General features: G+C 54.7%; 20 protein-coding genes. 13 read left to right on the top strand and 7 right to left on the bottom strand.

From position 1 onward, the window contains the following. The first annotated feature begins 14 nt into the window (after nucleotides 1-14). Nucleotides 15-824, top strand: a complete 810-nt coding sequence (locus tag G491_RS0118560; RefSeq protein WP_028315648.1) for an EFR1 family ferrodoxin — start codon at nucleotides 15-17, stop codon at nucleotides 822-824. Nucleotides 825-951: 127 nt separating this feature from the next. Here the strand turns inward: G491_RS0118560 and G491_RS34185 are convergent, their stop codons facing one another. Next, nucleotides 952-4,629: a beta strand repeat-containing protein gene (locus tag G491_RS34185; RefSeq protein WP_028315649.1), complete on the bottom strand. Its 3,678-nt coding sequence runs from the start codon at nucleotides 4,627-4,629 to the stop codon at nucleotides 952-954. Nucleotides 4,630-4,953: 324 nt separating this feature from the next. Between G491_RS34185 and G491_RS36130 the strand changes: the two genes are divergently transcribed. The 10 genes from G491_RS36130 (at nucleotide 4,954) to G491_RS34190 (ending at nucleotide 15,323) form a co-directional block, all read left to right on the top strand. Continuing rightward, on the top strand, nucleotides 4,954-5,226 hold the full coding sequence (locus G491_RS36130; RefSeq protein WP_211239161.1) for a response regulator: 273 nt from the start codon (nucleotides 4,954-4,956) through the stop codon (nucleotides 5,224-5,226). A gap of 3 nt (nucleotides 5,227-5,229) precedes the next feature. After that, nucleotides 5,230-6,306 carry a sigma-54 interaction domain-containing protein gene (locus tag G491_RS31455; protein ID WP_211239162.1) on the top strand — a complete coding sequence of 359 codons (1,077 nt, stop codon included), beginning with the start codon at nucleotides 5,230-5,232 and terminating at the stop codon, nucleotides 6,304-6,306. A gap of 398 nt (nucleotides 6,307-6,704) precedes the next feature. Beyond that, entirely contained in the window at nucleotides 6,705-7,148 is a 444-nt protein-coding gene (locus G491_RS0118580) for a universal stress protein (RefSeq protein ID WP_028315650.1), read from the top strand. After that, nucleotides 7,148-8,071, top strand: coding sequence for a sulfite exporter TauE/SafE family protein (locus tag G491_RS0118585; protein WP_028315651.1), 924 nt, complete (start codon nucleotides 7,148-7,150; stop codon nucleotides 8,069-8,071). The genes G491_RS0118580 and G491_RS0118585 overlap by 1 nt, the downstream gene beginning before the upstream one ends. Before the next feature lie 2 nt (nucleotides 8,072-8,073). Continuing rightward, on the top strand, nucleotides 8,074-8,865 hold the full coding sequence (locus G491_RS0118590; protein ID WP_028315652.1) for a TIGR02186 family protein: 792 nt from the start codon (nucleotides 8,074-8,076) through the stop codon (nucleotides 8,863-8,865). Nucleotides 8,866-8,939: 74 nt separating this feature from the next. After that, the gene (locus G491_RS31460; RefSeq protein WP_084511586.1) at nucleotides 8,940-11,528 is read left to right on the top strand and encodes a PEP/pyruvate-binding domain-containing protein; all 2,589 of its coding nucleotides are present in this window, start codon (nucleotides 8,940-8,942) and stop codon (nucleotides 11,526-11,528) included. Between the two features lie 17 nt (nucleotides 11,529-11,545). Continuing rightward, nucleotides 11,546-11,956: a response regulator gene (locus G491_RS31465; protein WP_035219446.1), complete on the top strand. Its 411-nt coding sequence runs from the start codon at nucleotides 11,546-11,548 to the stop codon at nucleotides 11,954-11,956. A 15-nt stretch (nucleotides 11,957-11,971) separates the two neighbouring features. After that, the gene (locus G491_RS0118605) at nucleotides 11,972-12,784 is read left to right on the top strand and encodes a hypothetical protein (RefSeq protein ID WP_028315653.1); all 813 of its coding nucleotides are present in this window, start codon (nucleotides 11,972-11,974) and stop codon (nucleotides 12,782-12,784) included. 44 nt (nucleotides 12,785-12,828) lie between these two features. Then, a complete protein-coding gene (locus G491_RS0118610) occupies nucleotides 12,829-13,710 on the top strand; it encodes a universal stress protein (protein ID WP_028315654.1) in 882 nt (293 codons plus the stop codon). A 56-nt stretch (nucleotides 13,711-13,766) separates the two neighbouring features. Next, a complete protein-coding gene (locus G491_RS34190) occupies nucleotides 13,767-15,323 on the top strand; it encodes a sensor histidine kinase (RefSeq protein ID WP_051327371.1) in 1,557 nt (518 codons plus the stop codon). A 159-nt stretch (nucleotides 15,324-15,482) separates the two neighbouring features. On the opposite strand, the gene G491_RS0118620 is transcribed toward G491_RS34190, so the two are convergent. The 6 genes from G491_RS0118620 to G491_RS0118645 form a co-directional block, all read right to left on the bottom strand. Continuing rightward, nucleotides 15,483-16,391 carry a CBS domain-containing protein gene (locus G491_RS0118620; protein ID WP_028315655.1) on the bottom strand — a complete coding sequence of 303 codons (909 nt, stop codon included), beginning with the start codon at nucleotides 16,389-16,391 and terminating at the stop codon, nucleotides 15,483-15,485. Between the two features lie 97 nt (nucleotides 16,392-16,488). Next, nucleotides 16,489-17,034, bottom strand: coding sequence for a YIP1 family protein (locus G491_RS0118625; RefSeq protein WP_028315656.1), 546 nt, complete (start codon nucleotides 17,032-17,034; stop codon nucleotides 16,489-16,491). A gap of 30 nt (nucleotides 17,035-17,064) precedes the next feature. After that, on the bottom strand, nucleotides 17,065-17,226 hold the full coding sequence (locus tag G491_RS35915; RefSeq protein ID WP_169829471.1) for a hypothetical protein: 162 nt from the start codon (nucleotides 17,224-17,226) through the stop codon (nucleotides 17,065-17,067). A gap of 39 nt (nucleotides 17,227-17,265) precedes the next feature. Beyond that, entirely contained in the window at nucleotides 17,266-19,119 is a 1,854-nt protein-coding gene (locus G491_RS0118635) for an SLC13 family permease (RefSeq protein WP_028315657.1), read from the bottom strand. A 42-nt stretch (nucleotides 19,120-19,161) separates the two neighbouring features. Continuing rightward, on the bottom strand, nucleotides 19,162-19,614 hold the full coding sequence (locus G491_RS0118640) for a response regulator (RefSeq protein WP_028315658.1): 453 nt from the start codon (nucleotides 19,612-19,614) through the stop codon (nucleotides 19,162-19,164). Nucleotides 19,615-19,675: 61 nt separating this feature from the next. After that, on the bottom strand, nucleotides 19,676-21,361 hold the full coding sequence (locus tag G491_RS0118645) for a sensor histidine kinase (RefSeq protein WP_028315659.1): 1,686 nt from the start codon (nucleotides 21,359-21,361) through the stop codon (nucleotides 19,676-19,678). Between the two features lie 830 nt (nucleotides 21,362-22,191). Between G491_RS0118645 and G491_RS0118650 the strand changes: the two genes are divergently transcribed. Both G491_RS0118650 and G491_RS0118655 read left to right on the top strand, forming a co-directional pair. Next, the gene (locus G491_RS0118650) at nucleotides 22,192-23,661 is read left to right on the top strand and encodes a sensor histidine kinase (RefSeq protein ID WP_028315660.1); all 1,470 of its coding nucleotides are present in this window, start codon (nucleotides 22,192-22,194) and stop codon (nucleotides 23,659-23,661) included. Continuing rightward, complete coding sequence (locus G491_RS0118655) at nucleotides 23,661-25,097, top strand: sigma-54-dependent transcriptional regulator (protein WP_028315661.1); 1,437 nt, start codon at nucleotides 23,661-23,663, stop codon at nucleotides 25,095-25,097. Before G491_RS0118650 ends, G491_RS0118655 begins: the two co-directional genes overlap by 1 nt. The last annotated feature ends 51 nt before the right edge of the window (nucleotides 25,098-25,148 follow it).

A 25,148-nucleotide genomic window follows, 5' to 3' on the forward strand; every position in this document is an offset into this window, starting at 1 on the left:
AAAGGAGTCCGCATATGAATTTTCAGGCCTTGAAATTAGCGTATTTCTCCCCCACGGGAACCACCAGAAAAGTCCTCCAGAGCATCGCCGAAGGCATTGGCGCGGAAAATGTCGAGCACATCGACCTGACCCTGCCGCAATCTGACGACGGAAGCATTACCGCAAAATCCGATGAATTGGTTGTTATGGGCGTCCCTGTTTATGAAGGCAGGGTCGCCAGAGCCGCCATTCCCAGATTGGAGCGTCTGAAAGGCGACAAAACCCCGGCTGTGATCGTCGTCATGTACGGCAATCGGGATTTTGAAGACGCTTTGATCGAACTGAGCGACCTGAGCAAGGAATGGGGCTTTTTGCCCATTGCCGGCGGCGCTTTTATCGGCGAGCATTCTTTCGCCAGCGAAGACAAACCCCTGGCCAACGGACGCCCGGACGCAGAGGACCTGGGAAAGGCCAAGGCCTTCGGCGCCCAGATCCGCGCAAAGATTGACGGCCTGGAAGCGGTTGACGACGCGGCCTTGGTCGAAGTTCCCGGCAATAAACCCTATATCTTTCGCGACAGAAGCGCCTGGGAGCACATTGCCGCCTCCACCATTGAAGAAACCTGCACCCTGTGCGGAGACTGCGTGGACATGTGCCCCATGGGCGCCATCACCATTGAAGACGATGCGGTCAAGACCGACAACATGGCCTGCATCCTGTGCTGCGCCTGCATCAAGGGATGCCCCGTCAACGCGCGGGAGGTGAACAATCCGGACATTGCTAAAATTTTCGGATGGGTGTGCAAGCATTACCAGGAGCGCAGAGAGCCCCAGAGTTTCGTCTGATCAGAACAGCCGCTGTAATTCTGGTTTGAAGTCAACCGGAAAGATGCAAGAAACTCCCTGTTAAAAAGCCAAAGGCGCCCTGACCTGCTCAGGGCGCCTTTCCCATTTCAAAAATCCCGGGCCGTTTCTACTTCAGCACCTCACGCATGATATACAGGCTGTCCGTCAACCCCAGCACGCCGTCCCCATTAACATCCGCATTCCCATAGACAGGCGCGGCGGTTTCCAGCCCGGCGGTCGCCTGGATAGCAAGGATCAGGTCCTCCATGGCAACCAGGCCGTCGTGATTCACGTCTCCGGGCGTAAGATTTATGTACACCACGTAAGTCACGGATGTTCCATCCTGGGCGGTCACAATAAGCTCCTGGCGGGAGATGACGGGATCGGTCAAATCCGACGAATCCCAGGACTGGTATTCATCCCCTGCCGTGAGGGCCGCCAGGAAGTCCGCCAGGGATATTCCGAAAGGAACGTTGACAATGGTCTCGATGGCCGTTCCGCCGGCGCTGACAGTATAAACGGCGCTGGTTATGGTATTATTGGAACTGGGAGGATCCAGGTTGATTGTCACACCGTAATCCTGTGTGGAGGTATCGTACGCGGTGACGGTGTAGGTGATAGGAACCCCGTCCGTAAAATCCTGGGCTGCGCCCGAAGCCGGAGAGACCGAGACGCCCGTTACGGCGATGGTGGGTGTAAGTCCGATGAGGCTTGTCCCATAAGGCGCCGTAAGCGTGACAGACTTGGCGTCTTCGTCAATTTCTCCTATAGCTGATAGAGACTCGATAATGAAAGACGTGATCGATTTCGGAGGAATGGGATAAATGGTTCCGATCTCCCCGTTTTGATAACCGGCTCCGCCGATAGCCAATTTGGTCAGGTCGGAAGTATCGGTTACGGCTTCAATGGCGATTCTGCCGCCGGCTCCGCCCCCGCCGCCGTTGTAGGCGGTGGACCCAGGCCCGCCATTGGCAGTGATGCTTCCCGCGCCCTCCAGGGTATTGGCGTCTATCCATATGCTGCCTCCGGACCCGCCGCCTCCGTCGCCGGAGCCCATGCTCAGCCCGACCGTACCGTTGCATGTTATGGCGCCGTCCAGGGTCAATATCCCCTCAACCGTCAGCTTGATAACGCCGCCCCCAACGCCTCCGGCGGAGGAGTAAAAGGTATTGTAGCCGCCGCCTGACCCCGGCGTCTCTGGAGTTGTCAGTGAACCGTATATACTGCCCCCTGCAGCTCCGGAGCCATCGCCTCCGGTTCCTCCATGGCCTGCGCCGCCGCCTCCCACTCTGAAGCCGTCCGTCGTATTCCCAGTTCCTCCCCCCTGGCCGGATTCAAGCCCTTTGGCGTCGGCTGAAATACCGCCGCCGGACCGGATGTCCAAATTCCCGGTCAGGTGCAAATTCAAGGAGTGATCCAAAGTATTGGTGTTGGCGTTATGGGTTAAAAGGCCTGTATCCAAAATGGTTAGGTTGGTCATGGTGATGGGTGTATCCGGCGTAAGATTTTGAAATTCAAACGTGGAGTTCGCCCCAATGGTCAAATCTGTAAGGTCCTCAAAGGTTCCGTTGGAATAAAAACTGGAGGACGCTAACTCCAAACTCGCCAGATTTGCAATAGTTCCATTATTAATAAACGTAACATTGGTAAGCACGGTGGATGTCGTCAAGGTCACGGCGCCGTTATTGGTGAGAACTCCGCTGGAGTTGCAGTTGATAAAAACGCCTTCTATGCATAAAGCAGTACTCTCCGGCGCCACGTAATATCCATTATTCCGGAGTGTAAAATTATCCAGGGTGAGTGTGGAGGTGAGCACCTGATTGGTGTCGGCCCCAGAGACGCCGTTGTTGTCAATGGTCAGGTCGCCGTACAAGGCCGATGCAGCTTTTGTGAACACGGTTCCCGCCCCGCCGTACTGGACCTCGCTCCACCCGCCGTAGGCCTGCATGCTTACAGACGACGTGTCATGGGTATAATAAACAGCGATCCGGCCTCCGGAACCGCCGCCGCCGCCGTAGTATGCGTCAGAGCCCGGCCCGCCATTGGCCGAGATGCTTCCCTCTCCATCCAGGGTATTTGCGTCTATCCATATGCTGCCTCCGGAACCGCCGCCACCCGCGCCGGACCCCATGCTCAGCCCGACCGTACCGTTGCATGTTATGGCGCCGTCCAGGATAAATATCCCGTCAACCACCAGCTTTATGACACCGCCCCCGGTTCCGCCCGCGGAGGCGTAACTTGTATTATAACCGCCGCCGGATCCTGGAGTCTCAGGAGCCATGAGTGAACCGTACTCACAGCCGCCGGCGGCATTGGATGATCCTTTGCCTCCGGTTCCTCCGTGGCCCCCGCCGCCGCCTCCGGCCCTGAAATCCGCCGTCATGCTTCCCGCGCCGTCTCCCTGTGCGGACGCAAGTCCCTTGGCGTCGGCGGAAATGGCGCCGCCGGACTGGAGATCAAGATTCCCGGTCACATGCAAATTCAGGGAATTGTCCAAGGCCCCGGAATTAGCTTCATGAGTCAAAACGCCCGCATCCAGAATCGTAACATTGGTCATGGTGATGGATTTACCGGGTGTGAGGTTTTGAAACTCAAACGTGGAGTCTGCTCCTATGATCAAATCCGTAAGATCCCCCATGGCTCCATTCTGATAAATATTGGATGAGCTCAGGGTCAAATTCGCCAGATCATTTATGGATCCGTTATTATACAATGTGATGTTGGTGAATGTTGAGGTCCCTGGCAATGACAGGGTTCCGTGGTTGGTTATGGATGCATTGGTTGTAGAGTTGATAAAACCGGACAGTATGTTCAGTTCACAGCCGGCCGGCGCCGCGAAATGTCCATTATTTCTTAGAGTGAGATTATCCAATGTTAGCGTGGAGGTGGGCACCTGACTGGTGTCGGCCCCGGAGACGCCGTTGTTGTCAATGATCAGGTCGCCATACAAGGCCGATGCGGCTTTTGTGAACACGGTTCCCGCCCCGCCATACTGGACTTCGCTCCATCCGCCAAAGGCCTGCATGACCGTTGTGGAATTGTCCGTATTATAATAGACGGCTATCCTGCCTCCCGCCCCGCCGCCTGCGCCGTAGTAGACGTCAGACCCAGCCCCCCCATTAGCCGTTATGCTTCCCGCGCCTTCCAGGGTATTGGCGTCTATCCAGATGCTGCCTCCGGACCCGCCGCCCCCGGAACCGGAGCTCATGCTGAGTCCATTGCCGCCGTTGCAGGTTATCACGCCGTCCACGGTCAATATTCCGCCGACCGCTAATTTAATAACGCCGCCCCCGGGACCGCCTTCAGAGGCCGACGCCGTATGAAAACCGCCGCCGGATCCAGGCGTCTCAGGGGTTTTAAGCGAACCGTAAACACTACCGCCGGCGGCTGAAGGTCCTTGGCCTCCGTTTCCGCCGTGGCCCGCCCCCCCTCCTCCGGATCGCCATCCATCCGTCATGCTTCCCGCGCCCTCTCCCTGGCCGGAAGCGAACCCTTTGCCGTTGGCGGAAATGCTTCCGCCGGATTCAATGGTGAGATTGGCGGCTGTCAGGCTGGATAGGTTCCCCTCAATGGAGCCGCCGGACTCGATGGTCACATCCCCGTCCATGTGGATGAAAAAACTCTCTCCGGCATTGGTGGTCAGGCTGCCCCTGTCGGCTATAATCAAGTCACCGGTTCCGGAAATGACCTCGCCGTTTGCCATGAGTTGCGTCGAAGAGATAACGCAGGTTCCGTTCAAATCGCCGGAATCGCATGTAAACGCAAAGGACGCTCCGGGAGATGCCGTGCAAGCCAGGAAAACCATTGCAGCAACACTCCAAAAACACAGTCTGCTTACAAGTTTCGATGTCATCGCCATTGTATATAAACCACTGAAAGTTATTTGTTTTTTAGTAGTATTGCAAAACATTTGAATTAGGTCAAAAATTATTGTGCTTGGTTGTAAGGCATCCCTTCTTTTAATTCAAATGGCGAAAAAACAGAGGCCCCTTCAAAATAAAGGACAAAGGTAAGTATTCCAATTGAAGACAATATATTGTATGTCTTTATAACATGGTGCATCTTGGCGCTGAGGCCGAATTCTCAGGGATAATAAAGCAGCCGATGCTTAAGTGAAAAGGAAGCGGAAATGGGCGTGCGAATAGCCATAGTTGATGACGAAGCCACGGTTTGCAAGCGTCTTACGAGCGTTCTGGAAGTGGAAGGCTTTGAAACTGAGGCCTTTCAGACCGCCAAACCCTTTCTGGACCGCATGGGCAGGCGGGCCTTTGACGTGGTTTTTCTCGACCTGTCCCTCCCGGACATGAACGGCATGCAGGTTTTGTCTCAACTCAAGGCCGGCTGCGAGGACGTGGAAATCATCATCATCACCGGGCAGGGAACCATCGAGTCCGCTGTGTAAGCCATGAAGCTCGGCGCCTTCCATTACGTATCCAAACCGTTCCGGCTGCATGACGTGCGATCCCTGGCCAAGGCGGCCAGCGAAAAAATCCAGCTTCGGCGGGAAAATAAAAGCCTGCGGGCCGCTTTGGTCGGCTCGGATTTCATCTCCGGGTTTATCGGCGCCAGCCCCAGGATGCAGACGGTTTTCGCCACCATCAAGAAAGTTGCGGCCGTGGACTGCAACGTGCTGCTGCAGGCGGAGACCGGAACCGGCAAGGAAATGGCCGCCCGGGCCATTCACAAACTGAGCCCGAGAAAAGACGCTCCTTTTGTATCCTTCAACTGCGGAGGATTTACCGAAGAGCTGATCTCCTCCGAACTTTTCGGGCACGAAAAAGGAGCTTTTACCGGCGCAACGGCAACCAAAATCGGTCTGTTTGAATCCGCCGACGGCGGCACGGTGTTTCTGGATGAAATAGGCGAGATGCCCCTATCCATGCAAGTGCGCCTGCTGACCGTTTTGCAGGACAAACGCATCCTGAGGGTGGGCGGCGCCCGGCCCATTGAGCTGAACGTCCGCATCATCGCCGCCACTAACAAAGACCTGAAGCGCGCCGTGGAAAAAGGGGAATTCAGAGAGGATCTCTTTTACAGGATCAATGTTGTGGAAATCAACCTGCCCAAACTGGAGGAGAGGCTGGACGACATCCCCCTTCTCGTCTCTCATTTCATCGAAAAATTCAATCAGGCTTTTGGCAAAAAAATCAAAAAGATATCCCCTTCCGCCTTGTCCATCCTCATGGGGTACAGCTTTCCCGGAAACGTGCGCGAGCTGGAAAATATCATACAAAGGGCCGTGGCTCTGGCGGAAAAGGACTCCATCCAAATTCAGGATCTGCCGCCGGACTTGCAGGAACTGGAATTTTCGGGCATGAAGGGCGAGGGACTGCTCACCCTGGCTGAAATGGAAAAACAGCACATCGCCCGCGTTTTGTCCGTGGCAGGCTCCAACATCGGGCTGGCGTGCAACATCCTCGGGCTTCCCCGCACCACCTTATGGCGGCGGATGCGCAAGTACAATCTGAGTAAGGAGGAATGAACGCTGCTAACCAAGTTTTCAATGTGGAACAAGCCCTAAGCCTTATAACATCTTGAATTTTATAAAATATCCAAAAATCACAAAATACCTTCCCTTTCTTGTTTCAAAATGGAACCAAAATCCGCCGCCTCAGCCCGCAATTCTGACGTTTTTCCGGATTTTCCATCTTTTAAGCGCCTCGAACAAAATATTTTTCCGCGCTTGAGGCGCCGCCTTCAACGCTGGGGTGTTCTCTTTTTAACCTGCTGGTATTATTAACTTTATCCATCTTCATCTTTTTCTCAAAAATAGAGTCCTTTTTCGAAAAGCAACGCCCAGGCCTCCTTCACTTACAGCATGGTGGCGCCCTAATTGCCATTTAGCGGGGAGCAGGTGGAAAACGGGAGAAATGGTCAGCCATGAAAAAGGTATTGGTTGGAATGGATTCTAGGACAGAGAACTTTTGGCCCTTCATTTACGCCGTGAATCTGGCGAAGCGCGTGCAGATGAAACTCTATGTGCTGCTTGTCATGAGTCCCCAAAAATCCTCCTCCGAAAGCGAAAAAGGCCCGAAAGGCGGTTCTTCCTTCCGCAAACGCCTGGAAACCCTGATTTCCGACGGGCGCTCCATGGGAATTTCCATCGAATATTACATAGCCAACGGCTCCTTCAAGGAAGAGCTGATGGGCTTGATTCAGGATCAGAAGATATCGCTGTTGGTGCTCGGGGCTCCTCCGGCCGGGACCAGGGGCGATTTGGAAAAGATGGACAGCCTATTGGAGGAGATCAAGTTCCGGACGTCGTGCCGGATTGAGGTTGTTCATCCCAGAAACCCAGCCCAAGAAGAGATAAGGAACGGATAATGCCACACTTGTACTTACCAATTGCCGGGAACAGCATCAATGTGCTGGTGATCTTCGCCGTGGGGGGAGGAGTAGGCCTTCTTTCAGGCATTTTTGGAGTCGGCGGGGGATTTTTAATGACCCCGCTGCTTATCATGCTCGGAATCCCGCCTACAGTGGCGGCGGCTTCCGACTCCAACCAGATCGTAGGCGCCTCCACGTCCGGGACCCTGGCCCATTACAGATTGGGCAACGTGGATTTTAAAATGGGCATCCTCCTTTTGTTGGGAGGCGTGGTAGGCGGGACGCTGGGCGTCCAGTTGATCAAAATCCTGCGGGCTTCAGGCAACGCCGACTTTCTGATCAACATTACCTATGTGGTCATGCTGGGCTTTGTGGGCGGCTACATGTTTTTCGAAAGTCTTCAGGGGCTGAGAAAAAAGGAAGCGGCGGCTCCTCCGCCGGAGCCCAAAAACAACGCCTATGCCAGGATGATGGAAAGCCTCCCCTGGCAGACCAATTTCGAAAAATCCGGAATCCGGGTTTCTTTGATGCTGCCTTTGTTTTTGGGAACCATGGTGGGGGTTTTGGCCGCCATCATGGGCGTGGGCGGAGGCTTCATCATGGTGCCGGTCATGGTTTATCTGCTTCGGATGCCCATGCACGTGGTGGTTGGCACCACGCTATTTCAAATTTTGTTCACGTGCATCAACGTCACTATCATGCAGGCTTCCACCAACCACACCGTGGATTTCGTCCTGGCGGTGATCCTGCTGGCGGGCTCCACCATCGGAGCGCAATTCGGGGCCAAAATCAGCCGGAAAATGGGCGGCGACCAGTTGAAGATTCTGCTGGCCGTCCTGGTGCTGCTGGTCATGTTTAAAATGTTGTTTCACCTTTTATTCCCGCCTGAAATCATGTTAGCGTATATGGGAGGGCACTGATTATGCGTAATAAAATCCTGCCGGCGATCGGCCTGGCCCTCGTAATGCTTCTTGTCTGCGCTGCGTCCGGCGCAGCTCAGACCTCATCATCCATCCATCTGGAGCCGGGTACGGTATCCATCGGCGCCATGTACAACGGCGCGCAAGTCACGATTACAGGAACGATTCCCGCCTCGGCCCAGGTGCTTGTGGAAGTCAAGGGGGAGCGCAACAACGTGGTCCTTTCCAAAAAAGGCAAAGCCTTTGGCCTGTTGTGGATGAACACGGGCGAAGTCTCCCTGGAAAACGCCCCCAAAGTGTACATGCTCAATCTGCCCGAGGCCTATTCCGCAGAGGAAGACGGCGGCGATGACGCACTAACCAGCCTGGGCGTGGGTTTTGAAAAGCTGGCCGGGGAGGTTTCCATTGAGTCTTCCGACGGCGACGCAAACGACAAAGCCCTGTTCGAGGAATTTGTGAAGCTAAAAAAGAAGGAAGGGCTCTACGCCCTCAATAATAATGCGGTGAAGTACACGGGCGAGAAAAAAGGCGTCCGTTCGTTCTCCTGCAATATTTTTCTGCCGCCGCGTATGAAGCAGGGGGATTACGTGGTTACGGCGGTGGTTATTAAGGACGGAAAAGTGGTTGAAAGGGATGACAGGCCCCTTGAAATCAAGCGGGTCGGGATTCCCGAGTTTATGGCGAAAGTCGCATACGAGCACGGCGCTCTTTATGGAATTATCGCCTCGGTCATCGCCATTATGGCGGGGCTTGGCATGGGGCTGATTTTCGGCGGCGATGGCGGAAGCCACTAATCCATAAGTCGATCCGCCTGCCCAGGCTTGTTGAACAGCCGGGCAGGCGGATTGGCGCCCTAAGGAAAAGAATTATGGAAGGTTTTTTTAAAAAAGGACTGTTTTTCAAACGGAGCGGATCCAACGCCGCTCGCGACGGGCAGAATCCGGCCAAACGTCCTTTTTCAAAAACCTTTGATATCTTTCAAAAAACGCTCAATCTGAACAATCAGGCCCTGGAGGCCATTGCCATGCTCGGAGACGTCCTGAGCGGGGACTACATCTTTGACCAGCACTTCATAGAAGTGAAGAGCCGTGAACTGGCGGAAACCGTGTATCAGCTCATAGCCAGCCTGAACACGTTGTCCCCCAAGTTTCAGGGCTTGTATGAAGTGTTCCAGCGGATCAATGATGAAATCGAGCAGGAGCTTTCGGGCAGGTTGGTGATCCCCAAATCCGATTATGTCATGCCTTATTCCGCGGCAAGCCGGGATTTTCAGGACGTTGTCGGAGCCAAAAACGCCAATCTGGCTGAAGTGGCCAATGCATTGGGGCTTAAAACGCCTCCGGGCTTTGTGGCTACCACCCGCGCTTTCGGTGCGTTCATGGATCACAACGATCTTTGGGAAAAAACCGAGGCGCTGACAGGGGCCTGGAAGGCCGGGGAGATTTCCCTGGAGGAGGCGTCCGAAAAAATCCAGTCCATGATCCTGGACGCGGAGGTTCCCAAAGAGGTTCGGAAGGAAATCCAGCAGGCCGTGGGCAAGCTGGAGCGGGAGCAAGGCTTTAAAAACCTCTATTTCGCCGTTCGCTCAAGCGCAGGAGGCGAAGACGGGGAGCACAGCTTTGCAGGCCTGCACTTAAGCGTGCTGAACACGCCTCCTGAAGAGTTGCTGGACGCTTACAAGCGAGTGATCGCCAGCCTGTATTCCGGGGCGGTCATGGAATACCGCAAAGACAAAGGTTTTCTGGAAAGCGAAGCGGTTATGGCCGTGGGATGCCTGGTCATGGTGGACGCCCAGGCGAGCGGCGTGGTCTATACCATGGACCCCATGAACCCCGATAGCGGCAAGATGGTGATCTCTTCCGCCAGGGGGCTGGGCGCATCGGTTGTCTCCGGCGACGTCTCGGGGGACAGGCATCTGGTCTCCCGCACGGGTCCTTTCACCATTGAGACGGTGCAGACGGAGACCCAAAAGAAACTTTTGTCCCCAAAGCCGAACGGCGGCGTCGACTTTACCCCTGTGGAGGAAGCCCTGCAAGGCAAACAGGCCCTCAGCCGGGAGCAGTTGCAGACATTGGCGGAAGCCGCCCTTCAAATAGAGCGGCATTTTAAAAGACCGCTGGACATTGAATACGCTTTTGACAAAGAGGGCGAAATGTACATCCTGCAAGCGCGGCCGTTAAGGCTGCAGACGGAGTGCATCTTGCTGGCAAGGGATTTGCCCGCCCTTTTATCCGATTACAAAATCATCTTCAAGGACCAGGGAACCGTGGCCCAGCGCGGAGTGGGCGCAGGCAAGGTGTTCCTGGCGACGCAACGCGATGAAGATTTAGACGACTTTCCCTCCGGCGCAATCCTTGTGGCAAGACACACATCCCCTCGTTTTGCCAAGATTATTCGCAAGGCGAGCGCCATCCTAACTGATGTAGGTTCGCCTACAGGCCACCTGGCTACCATCGCCCGAGAGTTCCGAGTCCCTGCCATTGTGGGAAGCCAGGTGGCCACCAGCCTACTCAAACACGGCCAGGAAATTACAGTGGATGCGGAAGGAAACATCATCTACGACGGAATAGTCAAGGAGTTGGAGACATACAACCTGTGCGAGGAGCATATTGAAGAAAGCCATGAGTACAGGCTGCTTCGCCGCATATTGAAAAAGGTCGCCCCTTTGAATCTGGTAGACCCGCATTCCAGGAGCTTTTCGCCCCAGGGCGCCCGGACTTTCCACGATATCACCCGGTTCGTGCACGAAAAGGCGGTGGAGGAGTTGATCAACCTTCAAAACGTCCACCGCCACGATCCGGACACGGTTTCGGGAAAGCTGAAAATCCCGGTTCCTTTGGATCTTGTACTGATAGACATCGGCCATGGGCTTGCAAAGCGAGAGAACAAGCGGGTTATCACCATAGACGACATTCAGTCCTTGCCCATGAAGAGTTTTTTAGACGGCCTGATCAAGCCCGGCGCATGGAGCACGGCCCCTGCGAACGTGGATTTCAGCAGTTTTATGTCCAGCCTGACCCGCACCTTCGCTTCCGGCCTTTCCAGCCCGGACATGGTCGGCCAGAACCTGGCCGTCATATCGGACAACTACGCGAATATCAGCCTGAGGCTCGGCTATCATTTCAACATGATCGACTCCTATATCGGCGACAATCAAAACAGCAACTACGCCTACTTTCGGTTTATGGGCGGGGTTACGGACACAACCAGACGCTCCCGAAGAGCCCGCTTTTTAGCGGAACTGCTGAGCATTGGGGATTTTCGGGTGGAAATCCGGGGGGATCTGGTGGTGGCGCGTCTGAAAAAGCTGCCCAGCGCGGTCATGCAGGGGAAATTGTATTTTCTGGGAGTCCTGGTGGCATACGCAAGGCAGCTGGACGTGCAGATGACCAGTGACAGCCATGTAAGCATGTACGTTGATATGTTTAGAAATTTGATGCAGTCCAACGCAGCATAGGACAAGGAGCGCCCGCCATGGAACAAAAACCCTTACGCATCCTGATACTGGATGACGAACCCATCGTGTGCAAACGTTTGCAGCCCGCCTTGGAAAAAAACGGTTACGAGGTGGAGATTTTCACTTCCAGCATGGAGGCTGTGCAGCGTTTTCGCAAGGCCCAATTCGACATCGTGGTCACGGACTTGAAAATGAAGGAACTGGACGGCCTGCAGTTTCTTACAGAGGTGAAGGAAAGCTCTCCCAACACCGAGGTGATAGTAATTACCGGGTTCGCCACCATGGAAACCGCCAAGGAGTCTTTCCGCAAAGGAGGGTTTGATTTTCTTTCCAAACCTTTCAAAATCGGGGAGATGCTGGAAGTGATCAAAAGAGCGGAGGCGAAAGTCAGGCAGCGCCAGGCCGAATCGCCTTCGCAGGAAGGGTAAGAGAGGTGAACCGTTATGATTAATGCACTGGTAGCAATAGACCTGGACCTGGGATCGAGCCTCGCCATCCGATATGCGGAGAGCATTTCCGACCTGATAGACATGACCGTCCAGAGCGTCCACGTGGTGGTCCCGGATAAAAGCGGGCCCGAGCCTGGCATGGGGTGGGTGCGCAAGACCTGGGAAACCGCCATGAAAAACACGGACCGGGAGGACATCGAGAGGTTTCTTGAGTTGGAAAACGCGGTTCGCCCCAGGTTCTTTAAGCCGAAAATTTTATTAGGCGATCGGCAGGAGGAGCTGCTTCACGAGCTTCAGGCGGGAGACTACGACCTGTTCATCGAAGGCGCCCTGCCCACGTTCAATCCGGCCGACTTTAACGCCTTGGTCAATTCGCGCCTGTACAAGCAGATGCCCTGCTCTGCGGCCATGATCGTTAAGAACCTGGTCTCTCCGCAGAAGGCGGCCTTGCTTCTGGCCGATGACATTGATTATTCGCCCCTGGTTTCCTCTTTTCTTTCCGTGTTTAACAAACCGGTGATGGAACTGGACGTCTATTACTGCCGGTTTGGTAAAGGTTCGGATTTGGAAGTGGTAAACCAGGCGCCGGACTCTCCGTTGTTCGCCAAGGCGGCGGACAAACTGAAAGAGGCCGGCTGGGAGCCCAAGGCATGCCGTGAAATCACCGGTTCTCCGAAAGAAATTTCGGAAGCGCTGCGAGAATACAGCCTGGCCGCGTCGGCTTTAAAGCATTCGACCACCAAAAAGAATCCCATGGCGGAAACTCTGGCCAGGGTGCTGTCCTCCGTCCTGCTCTGCTGGGGATAGGTTGCAAATAACGCTTAAATATTTTAAAAATCCGGGAGGCTATCATGAGAATATTAGTGGCCCTGAACGGCAGTCCATCCAGCATACACATGGTTCGCGAAGCAGCCCAGTTGGCCCGGAACACCTGGGCGGACGTCACGCTTTTGGGAATAACGCCCGTGGACTCCTCGCTTGCAAACCATAATGGCGGAGAGCCTCCCAGGGGGTTCCGTCAGGTTATGGAAGGCTTTCTGCACGATTTCCTGGAAATGGTGAACGACCCGGAATCCCCCTATCCTCAAAGCCTGACCGAATACAAATGGAAGGATGCGGAGAAGGGCGCCTGGGACCTGGATTGCCAGCAACCTGCTCCGGGGAAAAAGCAATTGAACCTGCGCATGCGGGCCGGAAACGCCGCCAAGATCATCCTGGCTCACGCCCAGGCCCTGGAAAGCGACATCATTGTAATCGGATGCGGCAAAGGGGTGGGCTGCACCTGGGACGGATCCCTGGAAGTGCCCCGCACTATCGTAAACAATGCGTCCTGCTCGGTCTTCGCCGTCAAGGAGGAAAAGCAGCCTCGCATGGTGGTTTGCTGCCTGGACAACGATAACGTGAGCCAGGCCTCTTTGGAATTGGTCAACCAGCTTGTTACCATCTATCACGCGGAGTTGGGCCTGGTGGGCGTCACCGGCGCGGAAGGTCTGAAAGAAGAAGTGGACCGCAAGATGGGCCAGTTGTTAGATTATTACGCCGGGAGCGACATCCGGGCTTGGGTCCAGTTGGTTGAGGCGTCCTCCCTGGAGTCTTACATCGCCCAGGCCGCCCAAAAGGACCTGGTGGCCTTGTGGATGGGCAAGCAGTCTTTTCTGGACAAAATCTTCTTTAGACAGCGCCTTGGCAAGCTGATAGAAACGGCTCAGTCTTCGGTGTTGATCCTTAGGTAATGTATCAAAATAGCGCCCTAACAGGCTTTCAAACCTAAAACAGCGCATGGGTACTTATGTCGAACAAGGACGAACAAGCATCCTTTGATCCGGTGATTGCGCCTTCGAGCCGTTCCGTGGCCGATTCCATCACGGCCATTGAAAAGGCTCTTTCGGAAAGGCCTAAATTGAGCATTCGTATTCGCATCACCATGGCTTTTACCATTGCGTTCCTGTTCTCGTTCGCAATCGCCATATCCTCCATTGTGTTCATATCACGCCTGAACGCCAACCAGGAGCACCTGGACCGGGTCGGCGCCCTGGTTTTCAACATAGAGCAAGCCCGCCGGCACGAAAAAAACTTTTTCCTATACGGCGCCAAGACGGACATCTTTGACGCTCTCGCCAGCATCCAACTGGCGACGGAAGCGTTTCACGGCAAGGCGCAGGGAATCAGGCCCCTGGTGAGCGAGGACATCTTCACTCAGGTGGAAGCGGAGCTGAAGGAATACTCGGCTTTGCTGACCGAAATAAGCCATGCGCCCGCAATGCCGACGGCGCAGGAGGACGGCGACAAAGGATTGGAGGCCAGGGTGCGCGTGGCCGGGCATCAGGTTATGACCCACGCCACGGACCTTATGAATCAGGCCCACCTCAAAGTCCGGGCCATGGCGCATATGTTCATGGTCGCCGCTATTTTCATCATCATCCTGAATCTCATCGTGATGATTTGGGTGGCCACGGAAATGGCGCGCCAGATCCTGCAGCCTTTGGGAAGGTTTGTGGGATATGCGGAAAGAATCGGCGCCGGGGATTTTCGTCCGGTCACGCCCCAGCGGAAGTATCGGGACGAATTTTCCAACCTGGCCATCGCCATCAACAGCATGGTGCGGGAGCTTTTGGAGAAGCACGAAGAGCTTCTGCAATCCCGCAAAATGGCCGCCGTGGGCACTCTGACCTCGGGCATCGCCCATGAGTTGAACAATCCCCTGAACAACATAAGCCTGACCACGGAAACCCTGTTGGAAGGGATGGAGGATTACACCCGGGAAGAAGCCCTGGAAATGCTGAGGGATATCTTTCTCCAGGTGGAGCGGGCCAGCGGCACGGTGAAAAACCTCCTGGATTTCACCCGCAAGGATCAGGCGAGATTCGAACCCGTGGACCTGGGCGAGGTTGTGGAGTCCAGCTTTCAACTGGTGGAAAACGAATGCTCCCTGAACGAGGTGGAGACGCAAAACCTCATCGACATCGGCCTGCCGAAAGCCCGCGCCAATTTTAGAAACCTTCAGCAAGTCCTGTTGAATATGTTCCTGAACGCCATCCACGCCATGCCCGAAGGCGGCAAGATCGATGTGGAATCCCATCTGGAAGGCGATTGGCTGAAAATGGATATCGCCGATACCGGCAGCGGCATCGAGAAAAAAAACCTGGAACGCATTTTCGATCCCTTCTTCACCACAAAGGAAGTGGGCCGGGGCACCGGCCTGGGCCTTTCCGTCAGTTACGGGATCATCGAGAAAATGGGCGGCAGAATTACCGTCGCCAGCGAAGTGGGCGAAGGCACGACCTTTTCCATTTTCCTGCCCGTCTGGGAGGAAGATGCTTTGGATCACGATGCGCACGAGCATTAGTTGGAAGGGGTCGCCGAACCGACCATCATTGGAATTTGATTTTTTATTTGTATGCAGCTTTGAGCAATAGAATGGGGACGCCCGGGAATATTGCCCCGTATTCCACGGACGCCCCCCTGGGTTTATCTTCCGACAGGAGTCAAACCCAATTCGATTTTTTTATTCTTTCAAAATCCTGCCCATTTCAAACAGGATGTCCTGTTTCCGTATGATGCCCAGAACCTCTCCCTGGTCCGTCACGGCCAGTCTGCCGGTTTCATTTTGAAGCATGGAATACACGGCCTCCATGAGATTGGCGTCGGCGTCTATGGTGAGCGGCGCCGGGCTCATGATATCCTTCAGGCGCGTGTTGGCGTTTTGCGCCAGTTGGGCGCATAGAATGCCTCTCCAGAACATGGGGGAATACTGGATGCTGTCCGCCGTGGACGGCTTGGGGGCCGAAAGATAGGCGGGCACCACCGCGTTAAAGATGTCCTCTATGGCCAGCACGCCCAGCATCTTTCCGGAGGAGGACAAGACCAGCAGGGAATTGTGCCCCGACTCCGTCAGGCTGGAGGTGTTGTCCCGGCCCAGGTAGGACTGTTTCAGCGTAGCCACGGCGTCTTTCAGGGTGGCGTTTTCCGCCAGGGTGCTGTAGGCGCTGATGGGGATCATGACGTCCCGCACCAGCTTTTCGGAGTCTCCGTTTCCCGCGTCATGCCCGCTTTGCCGATATGCGTCGGTAATGCGGGAGGCCAGCAGATCCATGGAGCAGGGCTTGGACAGGTAGTCGAAGGCGCCCTGATCCTTGGCTCTTTCCGCCGACGGCAGGGCGCCGTGGCCGGTCAGCATGATCACCGGAGTATCCGGGCTGATTTTTTTGATTTCCTTCAAAACCTCATGGCCGCTGATTCCCGGCATTTTAATGTCCAGGATCACCACATCAGGCTTTTCCTTGATCATAGTCAGGGCCTGCTCTCCGGTGGCGGCCGCCAAGGTTTCAAAGCCTCGTTTATCCAGGATCCTTTTCGTAGTGGCCCGAAATTGATCCTCGTCATCCACCAGCAGGACTTTTATGGACTCGTTCATATATTTCCTCCCGCGCAGGCCGGAAGATTATCCGGGCCTGCGCCAAAAAAGGGCGATTTCGCCGTGGGCGATTTCCTCTATTTTCACCAGGCTTTTTTCAAACCCCTTTCAAACCTGCTATGGCAAGCATGAGGGACCAGAAAAAAACATTGGTCGTCACAAAGGCGGCCAACGCCGCCAGGATTGATTTCAGCCAGGATATTTTACACGCCTTGACCGTTCCAAGAATAATCAAGATCCATCTCCAGGGTTCGGTAAACCACACAAACAAAGGAATCCAGGCGGCCAGCATGGTCACGCCGGAAGCATAGGCGTGTACGGCCATGACGGCTCTGAATTTGACTGTCCGTCCCGTGAACATGGTCATGAACAGGAAGCATACCGCGGCGGAAACCATGGGCATAAACAAGGCGTTAATAAAATACACGCCCGCCATGATCGCGTAATCATGGGCTATACAGGTGAGGCTGGCGCCTGTAAAAAACAGGGCGCTGGCCAGCAGAAATCCCAAGGGTTTGGTTATGGGCGCATCTTCGTCCAGGGATTCAAAAAATACCCCCGGCCTGCTTAACACCCCGGTCAGGGCTTGAAAGTAGCCGATAATTCCCGAGTTATTAGGTCTTGCTTTTTCCGCCAAATCCATAATTTCCGTCTTCCTTTGCTGATAGGGGGTTTACAAAACGCCCAATCTGCCCAGAACTCCCAGGAGCAGCATGACTCCTGTGAGCACAAAGAAGATGAGCCTTTCCGTATCCCGGTCAAAGTAGGTCCGTCCTTTTTCGTGGACAAACCGCTTGGCATTGTCGTCTCTGACCTTTCCTTCAAATGGATGCATGCGCATTTCCTCCTTGGCTGAATGTTTTTCCCGGCGGCCTTAGAAAGCCGGCAAGCCGGAGAACCCCCTGAAGCACCAGTAAACCGAAACTAATAGGATCACCACGATGTTGGCGACGAACCACATGGGGAGTCCCACCCGCAGGTAGTCCTTGGGCTCCAGGTATCCGCCCGCGTAAACAATGGCGTTGGGCGGAGTGCCGATGATCAGGCAGTAGGCGAAGGACGAAGCCATTGCCGTACCCATGGCCATAAAAGGCAGATACGTGGTGCCGGGATGGACCAGGCCGGCCATATTCAGGGAGATGGGGCCCACTGCCGCTGCAGCCGGGCCGTCCGCCATGAGGTTGGTGAGCACCGCAGTGAGGCCGTTGTTCACAAGCATCAGAGGCAGGCCCGAGTCCATGCCCAGAGGCGCCAGGGCGTCCAGGATGCTCCTGGCCATCCAGTAAGCGGCGCCCGTGCTGTCCAGAGTGCGGCCGAAGATGATGGCGCCGGCGTACAGCCACACAACGCCCCAGTCAACGCGTTCCTGATAGTCGCGCCAGTTGCACACACCGGTAAGCAGGTAGGCCACGGCGCCGGCCACGGCGATGACGCCGATGCCCAAACGGACGGGATAGATGCCCATGTCGAAAAAGGCCTTTTCCGTAAACCAGCCGAAGACCATGACCACAAAAATCACGAAGGCCCAGATTTGCTTGGAGTTCCACTTGCCCATTTTGTTTATTTCGCGGGACAACTGATCCATGGCGGGCGCCAGGGAGTGAATTTGGGGCTTAAACCGCCAGTTGACCATGAACCAGGTGATGGGGATCATGATGATCAAAAAGGGAAAGCAGTAGGTGACCCACTGGAAGTATCCGATGTCCATGCCGAACATATCGTTCAGATAGGTCATCATGATAACGTTCCTTGCGCCGCCCGAAGGAGCGCCGGGGCCGCCGATGTTGCACGCCATGGCGATGGCGATCATGAGCAGCTTGGCCAGTTCCTTGTCTTCAGGAACCTCTTTGCTCAGGCTGTTTTGATATAAAAGGATGCCGATGGGCAAGAACATGGCGGCCAGGGCGTGGTCGGAAATAAAGGCTGCCAAGGGGGTAATGATGACGAAGAAAATCAGGGTGACCCACTTGACGTTTGGCACGGCCAGCTTCTTGAACATCATGAGGCACACCCTTTTGTCCACCCCGGTTTTTACAAACGCGGCGGCGAACATAAGGCTGCCCATGATAAACCAGCAGGCGTCGCTCCAATAAAGCCCGGCCACGTCGTTGCGGGACACCACCCCGGTAAACACCAGTATGAGGCCGATGCAGAAGGCAACGCCCGGCAACGGAATGCACTCCGTCAGGAAGCAGAACACCACGAAAGCCATCATGGCTATGGCCACCTTGATGTGCCAGGCGCCCTTGTCCGCAGCGGCTTTGTCCTTGCCGGTCAGCTCCTCGTATTTCAGGTCGTGCTTTCGGAGTTTCAGGGCGTCCTGCATCATTTTCCCGAAGGCCTCGGCGGACAGATTATTCTCGACATAGGCCTGGGCTTTGTCAAAATTGGCCTGCGTGGCCTCAATGTCGTATTTGGAACACCATTTCATGTTGCGTTTCATAAAGCGGTCTTTAGTCAACGCGCCCATGCGCAGGTTCTGTTCCATCATCTTGGCCAGCAAAAGCTGCCATTGATCGGCATCGGCGCTGGTTTCGCCGAAAAGTTCTTGAGTGATAGAGTTAACGACGACTTTGGTCCCCACCTTGTATTCGGCTCCCACGTCTTTCATTCCGTAAGGCGTAGGCAGGATGAGGATGACGAAAAATAAAATCACCGGAATGCTGAACAATTTCCAATCGACGAACTTGTCGTAGCCGGTGGCCTTTCCCTTTTTTGTGTCTGACATGGCGATCTCCTGAACTTTATTGGACGGCCTGGAGGCAGGCGCCTACTCCGCCTTTTGCCTGAGTATTTCCCTGGGAGACTTGACGTATGACCGGGCCTGGGCCATGGAAATCCGCTCCTCAATTCCCTTGCGCCTCCTAAAGGCTTCTTCCACCCTGCCCAACAGATCGTTGATGTCGCACGGCTTCATGACGTAATCAGATGCCCCGGATTTCATGCCGTCCACCGCATCCTCCACGGTGGCATGCCCGGTCAGCATGATCACCTCCGTAAGCGGGTAAAGGGTTTTGATTTTTTTGAGCGTTTCCAGACCGTCCATGCCGGGCATTTTTACATCCAGAACAACCACGTGGACGGTGTGCATGCCTAGCAATTCCAAAGATTCTTCCCCGCTGGAGGCGGTGAGCGCTTCGTATCCCGCCTTGGTGAGGAGTTTTTTCGTGGTTTCCAGAAATCTTTCCTCATCATCCACCAGCATCAGTTTTAATTTCTCCATCCCTTGCTCCTTTCCCGGATGGCCGGTCATTACGACGTGCAATTCGGCCAGCCATTTTTGGTCATCCCGCCGCCGGCAGGGTAATCACGAATTCGGTTCCCACGCCCGGCTCGCTGTTAACGGTTATATTCCCACCCATTTTTTCAATAATTCCGTAGCAAATGGACAACCCAAGGCCAGTCCCTTTGCCCACGGGTTTGGTCGAGAAAAAGGGCGTAAAAATCTTTTCCATATTTTCCTGAGAAATGCCGCCGCCGTTATCCTTAACCCGGATGACCGCCTTATCGCCTTCCCGGTTGCAGTCCAGCTTCAACTCTCCGCCGCCTGCGGTTCCGTGCCTGTCCACCATGGCGTAGATAGCGTTGTTAATCAGGTTGAGCAGCACTTGTTGAAGCTGTGCCGGATCGGCGTTAACCCGTATTGGGGGGGGCTCGGTTTGGAGGGATAGGGCAACGCCGTCCAGCTCAGCCTTTCGGGCGATCATGTGCGTCACTTCGGGGAGGGTTTCGCACAGATCAATTGTCTGGGGAGTCAAATCTTTTTGCCGGGCGAATTTTAATATGGCGCTTGTGATGGATGCGCACCGGTCCACCTGCTTTTTGATTTGCTCCAAGGAGTCTTCCATATCCCTGGAGTCCTCGGATTCCTGCAACTCGCCGCGTTTTTTCAGGTCGGGGATTATAGTGTCGATAAGCGCGCTTTCCGCCCTGATAATCTGTAAGGGGTTGTTGATCTCGTGGGCGAACCCGGAAGACATCTCGCCAATCTCGGCAAGCCTCCCGGCCACCACCAATTGCTGGTTAAGCTGGCTTTTTTCCTGGTCTGCCTGCTGAATCCGGGCGATAATCCGGTTGCTCATATAAAAGGCCAGGACTGAAATCATGGCGCCGCCGACCAGGGCGATTATCAAGACCCAAAAGCCCGCCTGGTTAAGGTCTGCAAAGGTGTCGGACGTCTCCTGCCTGGCAACCAGCAGCCAGGGCTGCGAGGGCAGCCAGGTGGTGACGTAAAGATATTCGCTGGCGTTCTTGTCTTTTAGTATGCAACTGCGGGCGCCATGATGCTGCGTGAGAAGGTTTTCCGCCGCCGGATCCAGTTCCATCAGGTCTCCGCCCGACCGGCGGCTGGTCTGGAACACGCCTTCCTGATTCAGGATGTAAGCCTCGCCCGTCTTGCCCATGCGGACCTTCTCCACCACTTCCGTAAACAGATAGGGATCGATGGTGGCCCGCAACACCCATGTCCTGTCTTCATCCTTCTGGGCAATGGCGATTACAAAATGAGGGACTTTTCTGAACCCCTTAAATATATCGGATACGTAACTGCCGTTTTTCCTGACCTGATTGAACCATTGGGAGTCTGAATAGAGTTTGCCGGCAAGCTCGTAGGGGCCGTGATAGGCCACATGCACCCCGGCCTGGTCAAAAATGCCCAGGTCCAAAAACGCGTTGGACTCTTTTTGAAGAATTTTGAAAACCTGGGACAAGGTTTTCTGGTCGCTCAACGATTCATACCCATAGGCTTCAGCCACAAAGCCCAGGTCTGCCTTACGCTCTTTCAAAAAGGTGTCCACCAGGCCGGCGTGGTCCTCCACAATCCTCTCCATCTTGGAAACGGCGTCCGCCTTTGTGGATATGGAAAAATGCTCGTACGCCACCACCGCCGCCAATACAAAAGGAACCAGGGGGGTGATAAGCATGCTGGCCAAAATTTTTCTTTTTAACGAGAAATAGTGATTTTCTTGCATTGCGGCCCCATTAACCTTGGATTAATTGCGGTACGTAAAACGTTCCGGAAAGCTATATTGGCAGGATTGGCGCCAAGGGGATGCAGGATGGCTATTTTTGAATAACAAATTAAAATTACAGTAAAATTGAATGGTGAAATTATTGAAACAACCAGAAGAGGGACCGCTTTCTTTGTCAGGTATCTTTACGGGCTGTAAAAGCTCTCTAGCGGGATTCCCCCATGAACCCGGCCTCGCCGGCAGACGGGACATCCGTTGCAGGAACGCACATCAAGTTGCTTTTAAACAGGCAGGCTTTGAGTTGGGGAGACATGAACCTTATCTCAACTCTTTTGCCGGAAGAACATAAACTTTTGACGAGATGAAGTCGCGCCTTCCCTCTCCGGATGGATCATCCCGCCGCCCTCCTTTGTTGCGATGAGGGGGGAGCGAGACATGTGGGAAGAGGCGCCGGCGGGCGGTTCTTAAGAAAGTGGGGGCTGCGTCAGCCTTCAAAACCGTCAGCTTTTTTTACAGTTTGAAAAAATTTCATAAAGACCCGTCAAATCCCTCTGCATGTCATTTTTACAATCTGAAAAAACCCTCTTGCCAGACATGCACACAAGGCTCTATAATTATAGTAAATAGTATAGTTATTAGAGCTCCTTCATTTGTTGTAAGATTTTCTGGCGCCTTGGCAAAGGCTTTGCTATGTGTTTCATGGTGTGTAAACCGGCGTTAACGGCTTCCTGCGCGTTGCAGGTTGAAAAGCATTCCGCCCATTATCGCCAACCCCGGCCCGTAGCTCTGTTTTTTCGGTGAGCGACGCGCTAATGACTACAGGAGTTCTGATGCGCGCATATTTGACTCTTCGCTCTAAAATCTTTCTCCTTTTAGCTTGTTTGGCGGGCGTTAACTTTGTGGGCGCCGGCGCCACCCTCTGGTACACCTTCTCCACGCAAAAATTGTATAAAACGGAGCTTTCCAGCGGCATTGACTCTCTCATTGCAGCCCAGGAGGTGGAGACGGCCCTGATCATGCAAAAAGGCTACACCACCTATTTCTTCCTGGACGGCGACCCGCAGTGGCTGGAAAGCCTGAAGGCCCATCACCAGGCCTTTGTGAAAGGCATGGATCAAGCCGAAAAAGCGTCCTCCACGGATCACGAACACCGGATTCTTGAGAAAATCGCCGAGGCCTACCTGGAATTCAGCGTGCAGCGTAAGGTCGTGATTCAGCTTTACAAGGACGGCGACGACAAGGCGGGCGCCAACAAACACTGGGAGGTTCGCAAACAATTCCAGGCGATTTATACGCTTTGCGAAGAATATAAGGATCTGCAAAGAAGCCAGATTGAGGCCGCCCATAAAGCCTACCAGCAACGGGGGACTGTGCTTTCCGGCTTTGCCGTGGCTGCGGTTTTTGCGGCCCTGGGATGCGCGCTATTGCTGGGCACGATGATTTACAAACAGATTCTCAAACCCCTAAGGCGTCTGGCCACCTATGGAGAGGACTCCGGATCCCCCAGAGTCATGGGCAATGAAGTCCAGGCCCTGGGACGCCGGGTGGACAGCTTGATGCAAGACATGGGCCAGGCCCAAATGGAACTGGAGCAAAGCCGGGAGCATTTGATTCAAGCAGAGAAGCTGGCCATGGTCGGCAAGTTGTCCGCAGGCGTGGCCCATAGCATCCGCAACCCGCTCACCTCGGTCAAGATGCGCCTTTTTTCACTGGAAAGATCCCTGGACCTGAACGACATCCAGAGAGAAGATTTTGACGTTATATCAGAGGAAATCGGGCATTTGAATACCATTGTCGGCAACTTCCTGGAGTTCGCAAGGCCGCCCAGGCTGCGTATGCAGAGAACCAGCCTGTCTGAAGTAGTGGACCTGACTTTGCAATTGGTTCAGCACAGATTGGAATCCTACGGCGTGGAAGCCATTGTGCAGCGTAAGCTCAAGCTGCCTTCCCTGGTTGCGGATCCGGACCAGTTGAAGGAATTCCTCATGAATCTGATTATGAACGCCTGCGAGGCCATGGTGAACGGCGGCAAAATTTTCATCCGGGAAGAGGCCGCGGACGTCCAAGGTCTTGGGGCCTGCGCTTGTCTTCGCATTTGCGATACTGGCCCCGGCATTCCGGAAAACGTCGAAGAAAAAGTCTTTGAGCCGTTTTTCTCCAGCAAGGAGGAAGGCACAGGCCTGGGCTTAAGTATAGCCAATCGCATTATCATGGAGCACGGCGGCGTGTTCCGGCTGGAGCATGAGGAAGGCATGGGCGCCTGCTTTTTTGCAGCCCTGCCCTTAGAGGAGGAAGAATAGTGGCTACCATCCTGATTGTGGACGATGACCCCCAACTGAGGCAAAGTTTCGAGCGAATTCTACAGGAAGAAGGGCATTTGGTGCATACTGCCTCCTCCGGCGAGACGGGCCTTGTCAAGGTGGAGCAGGTCAAGCCGGACCTGGTAATCATGGACGTCCGCATGCCGGGCATGGACGGATTGGCTACGTACAAGGAAATCCGGAAAATCGAATCCCGCCTGCCGGTGATCATCATGACCGCCTTCGGAACCACGGAAACCGCCATTGAAGCCACCAAGATGGGCGCTTTTGACTACATCCTCAAGCCTTTTGACATCCCGGCCATCCTGGACATGATCGACCAGGCCGTCAAAGCCTCCCGCTTTATGCATTCCAAGGTCCAGGTGGGGGCTTATTCGGACGACGAACCCCAGGACGCTCTTGTGGGGGCGAGCCCGGCCATGCAGGAAATCTACAAAGCCATCGGAAGGGTTGCATCCACGGACGCCACGGTTTTGGTCAGAGGGGAATCCGGCACTGGCAAAGAACTGGCGGCCCGCGCCATATACCAGCACAGTGCAAGGGCTCATCGCCCATTTTTGATCATCAACTGCGTGGCAATTCCTCCCACCCTGCTGGAAAGCGAGTTGTTCGGGTATGAAAAAGGCGCGTTTACCGGCGCCTCCAACAGAAGAGTGGGTAAAATCGAACGCGCCAACCACGGCTCCATTTTTCTGGATGAAATCGGGGACATGCCCCTGGAAATCCAATCAAAAATCCTGCGCCTTCTCCAGGAAAGAAGTATAGAACGGCTGGGCGGACGCGAGCCCATCCCCGTGGACGTGCGCATTATCGCCGCCACCAACCGCAATCTGGAGGAAGCCGTGCGCCAGGGCCGTTTTCGGGAGGACTTGTACTACCGGCTCAAGGTGGTGACGCTGTCCCTGCCGCCCCTCAGGGAAAGGGCCGGAGACGTCCCCCTGCTGGCGGAATACTTTTTGTCCAGACACGCAAAATCCATGGGCATGCCCAACCCCGGACTCACCAAGGACGCCGCCCGCGCCCTGGAATCCCACCCCTGGCCGGGCAATGTTCGGGAGCTTTCCAACGCATTGCAGAAATCCCTGATTTTTTCCAAGGGATACCCCTTGGAGTCCAATGACATCAGCCGCGCTGCGGCATGGAACATGCCCGAAGGCATTCAAAGTGAAGAAACCGATTCCGAGCACATTGACGCCCTCATCCGCAAGTGGGTCCGGGAGCAGATGACCGTCGTCCACGATGGGCGCCTGTTCGAGCAAATCATGGATCATTTGGGCAGCCTGGTCATTGCCGAGGCCCTTCGCATGACCGGCGGAAACCGCACCAGGGCGGCCAAGATTTTGGGCCTTTCCCGGCCTACCCTCCTATCCCGCATTGAGAAGTACGATCTTAAGATAAGAACCTCCGTGGATTAGGCAACCAGCGCCTTTTTACAAAGTGTAAAAGTTTTTTACACCCCCCTGTAA

This window comes from Desulfatibacillum aliphaticivorans DSM 15576 (assembly GCF_000429905.1).
GTDB lineage: Bacteria > Desulfobacterota > Desulfobacteria > Desulfobacterales > Desulfatibacillaceae > Desulfatibacillum > Desulfatibacillum aliphaticivorans.

Bases quoted from the DNA above. Each gene is read 5' to 3' on its own strand.
- G491_RS31465 (WP_035219446.1), top strand. From the start codon at position 11,546: ATGGAACAAAAACCCTTACGCATCCTGATACTGGATGACGAACCCATC.
- G491_RS35915 (WP_169829471.1), bottom strand. From the start codon at position 17,226: ATGCATCCATTTGAAGGAAAGGTCAGAGACGACAATGCCAAGCGGTTT.
- G491_RS0118560 (WP_028315648.1), top strand. From the start codon at position 15: ATGAATTTTCAGGCCTTGAAATTAGCGTATTTCTCCCCCACGGGAACC.
- G491_RS0118625 (WP_028315656.1), bottom strand. From the start codon at position 17,034: ATGGATTTGGCGGAAAAAGCAAGACCTAATAACTCGGGAATTATCGGC.
- G491_RS0118605 (WP_028315653.1), top strand. From the start codon at position 11,972: ATGATTAATGCACTGGTAGCAATAGACCTGGACCTGGGATCGAGCCTC.
- G491_RS0118590 (WP_028315652.1), top strand. From the start codon at position 8,074: ATGCGTAATAAAATCCTGCCGGCGATCGGCCTGGCCCTCGTAATGCTT.
- G491_RS0118580 (WP_028315650.1), top strand. From the start codon at position 6,705: ATGAAAAAGGTATTGGTTGGAATGGATTCTAGGACAGAGAACTTTTGG.
- G491_RS31455 (WP_211239162.1), top strand. From the start codon at position 5,230: ATGAAGCTCGGCGCCTTCCATTACGTATCCAAACCGTTCCGGCTGCAT.
- G491_RS0118635 (WP_028315657.1), bottom strand. From the start codon at position 19,119: ATGTCAGACACAAAAAAGGGAAAGGCCACCGGCTACGACAAGTTCGTC.
- G491_RS0118585 (WP_028315651.1), top strand. From the start codon at position 7,148: ATGCCACACTTGTACTTACCAATTGCCGGGAACAGCATCAATGTGCTG.
- G491_RS34185 (WP_028315649.1), bottom strand. From the start codon at position 4,629: ATGGTTTTCCTGGCTTGCACGGCATCTCCCGGAGCGTCCTTTGCGTTT.
- G491_RS0118645 (WP_028315659.1), bottom strand. From the start codon at position 21,361: ATGCAAGAAAATCACTATTTCTCGTTAAAAAGAAAAATTTTGGCCAGC.
- G491_RS34190 (WP_051327371.1), top strand. From the start codon at position 13,767: ATGTCGAACAAGGACGAACAAGCATCCTTTGATCCGGTGATTGCGCCT.
- G491_RS36130 (WP_211239161.1), top strand. From the start codon at position 4,954: ATGGGCGTGCGAATAGCCATAGTTGATGACGAAGCCACGGTTTGCAAG.
- G491_RS0118610 (WP_028315654.1), top strand. From the start codon at position 12,829: ATGAGAATATTAGTGGCCCTGAACGGCAGTCCATCCAGCATACACATG.
- G491_RS0118640 (WP_028315658.1), bottom strand. From the start codon at position 19,614: ATGGAGAAATTAAAACTGATGCTGGTGGATGATGAGGAAAGATTTCTG.
- G491_RS0118650 (WP_028315660.1), top strand. From the start codon at position 22,192: ATGCGCGCATATTTGACTCTTCGCTCTAAAATCTTTCTCCTTTTAGCT.
- G491_RS0118620 (WP_028315655.1), bottom strand. From the start codon at position 16,391: ATGAACGAGTCCATAAAAGTCCTGCTGGTGGATGACGAGGATCAATTT.
- G491_RS31460 (WP_084511586.1), top strand. From the start codon at position 8,940: ATGGAAGGTTTTTTTAAAAAAGGACTGTTTTTCAAACGGAGCGGATCC.